Genomic DNA, 3,249 nt, shown 5'->3' with positions numbered 1-3,249 from the left:
TCGCCCTTGGTGAGTGTCATCGTACCCAACTTCAACCACGGGGCCTTCCTGGGGGAGCGGCTGCGATCGATTCTCGAGCAGACGTTTCAGGACTTCGAGCTGATCGTTCTCGATGACGCCTCCAGCGCCGATTCCCTTGCGGTGACCCGGGAGCGGGTGGAGAGCAAGCGCATCTTCCTCAGCACCACCAACGGCACCCGCTCCCTCGACCGGGTCCGGGACGTGCCCCTGCTGCTCACCGCCTGCCTGCCGAACCGCACCGCCGTGGCCCGGCGGCTGATCGAACGCCAGGCCCTGCGGGTCTGGATCGTGGGCAGCGGCTGGGAGGGGGACTATTCCCTCGAGGACAGCCTGGCGGCGGGGGCGGTGGCCTCGGCGGCCATCGAGCAGGCGGTGACGCCCCACATGGGGGTGCGCTGCGCCAACGACGAGATGCTGGCGGCGCTGGCCCTCTGGCAGCAGTGGCGCCATGACACCGAGACCTGCCTGCGAAGCGCCAGCCATGGCCAGCGTCTGATCGGGCTGGGCAATCACGATGCCGACTTCGCCTGCTGTGCCGCCGTCGACAGCCTGGAGATCGTGCCGATCCAGGCCGAACCCGGCGTGCTGAGGGCCAGCTGAGCCTCTCCTTGCCCCCCTTGGCGGCTCCCTTACGATTCGCCGGTCTTGGAGCGGTCCGGCGGTGAGCAGTTTTCTGGCAGCGGCGCTGCAACTCACCAGCACGCCGGACCCGGAGGCCAATTTCTCGGCGGCCGAGGAGCTGATCGAGCTGGCCGCCCGCCGTGGCGCCGACCTGGTGGGTCTGCCCGAGAACTTCGCCTTCATGGGCGATGACGCCCGCCGGCTGGAGCTGGCGCCGCTGCTGGCCGAGCGCTGCAGCCGCTTCCTGGTCACGATGGCGCGCCGCTACCAGGTCACCCTGCTGGGGGGCGGCTTCCCGGTGCCGGCCGGCGAAGGCCAGACCTTCAACCGCGCCGAGCTGGTGGGCCGGGAAGGCCAGCTCCTGGCGCGCTACGACAAGATCCACCTCTTCGATGTGGACCTGCCGGACGGGATCACCTACCGGGAGTCGGCCACGGTGCAGCCCGGCCACGAACCGCCGCCGGTGGTCGATGTGCCGGGCCTCTGTCGGGTCGGCCTGTCGATCTGCTACGACGTGCGCTTCCCCGAGCTCTACCGCCAGCTGGCCGGTTCCGGGGCCCAGCTGCTGATGATCCCGGCCGCCTTCACCGCCTACACCGGTAAGGACCACTGGCAGGTGCTGCTCCAGGCCCGGGCCATCGAGAACACCGCCTACGTGCTCGCCCCCGCCCAGACGGGCCTCCACTACGGCCGCCGCCAGACCCACGGCCATGCCCTGGTGATCGACCCCTGGGGCACCGTGATGGCGGATGCCGGTGTGGAGCCGGGCCTGGCGATGGCCCCGGTCGACATGGCCCACGAGGCCAGGGTCCGTGCCCAGATGCCGAGCCTCCAGCACCGCCATCCGGCGTTGTTCTGAGGGGTGATGGGAGTGCGTGCGGCGCGATTCGCCTGGCTGCTGACCCTGCCCCTGGTGCTCGGGGCCCTTCCCGCCAGGGCGGCGAGTGCCCTGTCGGCCTGGCGCCTGAGCCGGGAGGGGGTGCTGGAGCTGCGCACCTCCCCGGGGGTGCGGCTGCAGGCCTTTTACGAGGAGGGCACCGGCGTCACCGGGCCCCGGGTGTGGGTGGATCTGCCGGGAGCGCCCCAGCGCAGCCGCTCGGTGCCCGTCGGCGGCCTGGTGCGGGAGGTGCGCATCGGCCGGCCCGATCCCGGCACCACCCGGCTGGTGCTGGAGTTCCGGCCGGGTACCCGCCTCGATCCGCGCCAACTGCGCCTGGTGGGCACGGCCCGCGACCGCTGGCGCCTCTCCCTCACCGGCCTGCCCCTGAGCGGCTTCACCCGCAACGTCGGCGAGGGCGACATGGACGCGCCCACCTCCAGCTGGACCGCCTCCCGCCCCTCCGGCTTCGGCAGCAGCGGCCGGGCCACCTCCGGTCGGCCCATCTCCCCCGACGGGCTGCCGGTGGTGCCCCGGGGTCGCTTCCGGGTGGTGATCGACCCCGGCCACGGCGGCCCCGATCCGGGGGCGGTGGGCATTGGCGGCCTGCGGGAGACCGACGTGGTGCTGGACGTGAGCCTGCAGGTGGCCCAGCTGCTCCAGGCCCGGGGGGTGCAGGTGCTGATGACTCGCACGTCCGAGGTGGACGTCGACCTGCCGCCGCGGGTGTCCCTGGCCAACAGCAGCAACGCCAACGCCTTCGTCAGCATCCATGCCAACGCCCTGAGCATGGCCCGCCCCGATGTGAACGGGGTGGAGACGTTCTATTTCCAGTCGGGCAGCTCCCAGCGGCTGGCCCAGGCGATCCAGTCCCGGATCATGGCGGTCTCGCCGGGCACGCCCGACCGTGGGGCCCGGCCGGGGCGGTTCTTCGTGATCCGCCGCACGGTGATGCCGGCGGCCCTGGCGGAGATGGGCTTCGTCACCGGCCGCATCGACGCCCCCCGCCTGGCCGATCCCGCCTTCCGCCGCCGCCTGGCGGTGGCGATCAGCGCCGGCATCCTCGACTTTCTCCAGGGGGCCTCTTGAGCCTTCTCGTCGGTCTGTTCGACAGCGGTCTGGGGGGCCTCACGGTGCTGCGCCAGGTCCATGCCCTCTACCCCCACTCCCCCTGCCTCTATCTGGGCGACACGGCCCGGGTCCCCTACGGCCAGCGCTCCAAGGAGGAGATCCGCTCGATCGCCTCGGAGGTGGTGCACTGGCTGCGGCTCCAGGGGGTGGGGGTGCTGGTGATGGCCTGCAACACCTCCAATGCCCTGGCCCTTGATGTGGCCGTGGCGGAAGCGGGGGTGCCGGTGGTGGGGCTGATCGACAGCCTGGCCAGCGAGCTGACCAGTGATCACGTTGGGGTGCTGGCCACCCCGGCCACGGCCGCCAGCGGTGCCTACCGGCGCTCGATCCAGGCCTGCCGCCCCTCGGCCCGGGTGCTGGAGGTGGGCTGCCCCGCCTTCGTGCCCCTGATCGAGGCCGGCGACCTGCAGGCCCCCGAGCTGCGGGCCGCCGCCGCCGACTATCTGGCCCCGCTGCTGGCGGCGAACGTGGACACGATCGTGCTGGGCTGCACCCACTACCCGCTGCTGCGGGCCCTGCTGGCCGAGCTGCTCCCCCCCGATGTGCAGCTGGTGGACCCGGCCCTGGCGGCCGCCCAGCGCCTCGGGCCCCTGCTGGCC

At 72.5% G+C, this 3,249-nt stretch carries 4 protein-coding genes; all 4 read left to right on the top strand.

The features are described 5' to 3' along the window. A partial coding sequence (locus tag VB737_RS15865; protein WP_500314372.1) for a 2-phosphosulfolactate phosphatase occupies nucleotides 1-621 on the top strand: 621 nt, incomplete at its 5' end. Nucleotides 622-682: 61 nt separating this feature from the next. Further along, on the top strand, nucleotides 683-1,501 hold the full coding sequence (locus VB737_RS15860) for a carbon-nitrogen hydrolase family protein (RefSeq protein WP_500314370.1): 819 nt from the start codon (nucleotides 683-685) through the stop codon (nucleotides 1,499-1,501). A gap of 6 nt (nucleotides 1,502-1,507) precedes the next feature. Next, nucleotides 1,508-2,608, top strand: coding sequence for an N-acetylmuramoyl-L-alanine amidase (locus tag VB737_RS15855; protein ID WP_500314368.1), 1,101 nt, complete (start codon nucleotides 1,508-1,510; stop codon nucleotides 2,606-2,608). After that, a partial coding sequence (gene murI / locus VB737_RS15850; protein WP_500314367.1) for a glutamate racemase occupies nucleotides 2,605-3,249 on the top strand: 645 nt, incomplete at its 3' end. The genes VB737_RS15855 and murI, both read left to right, overlap by 4 nt.

Origin of the sequence: Synechococcus sp. BA-120 BA3 (genome assembly GCF_034931285.1) — a bacterium.
In the GTDB taxonomy this organism is placed as follows: domain Bacteria; phylum Cyanobacteriota; class Cyanobacteriia; order PCC-6307; family Cyanobiaceae; genus Cyanobium.
The sequence above is the reverse complement of the archived record's forward strand: the minus strand, read 5'-3'. Positions and strand labels throughout refer to the sequence as shown.

Coding starts and splice junctions, on each gene's coding strand:
- VB737_RS15855 (WP_500314368.1), top strand. CDS start 1,508: ATGGGAGTGCGTGCGGCGCGATTCGCCTGGCTGCTGACCCTGCCCCTG.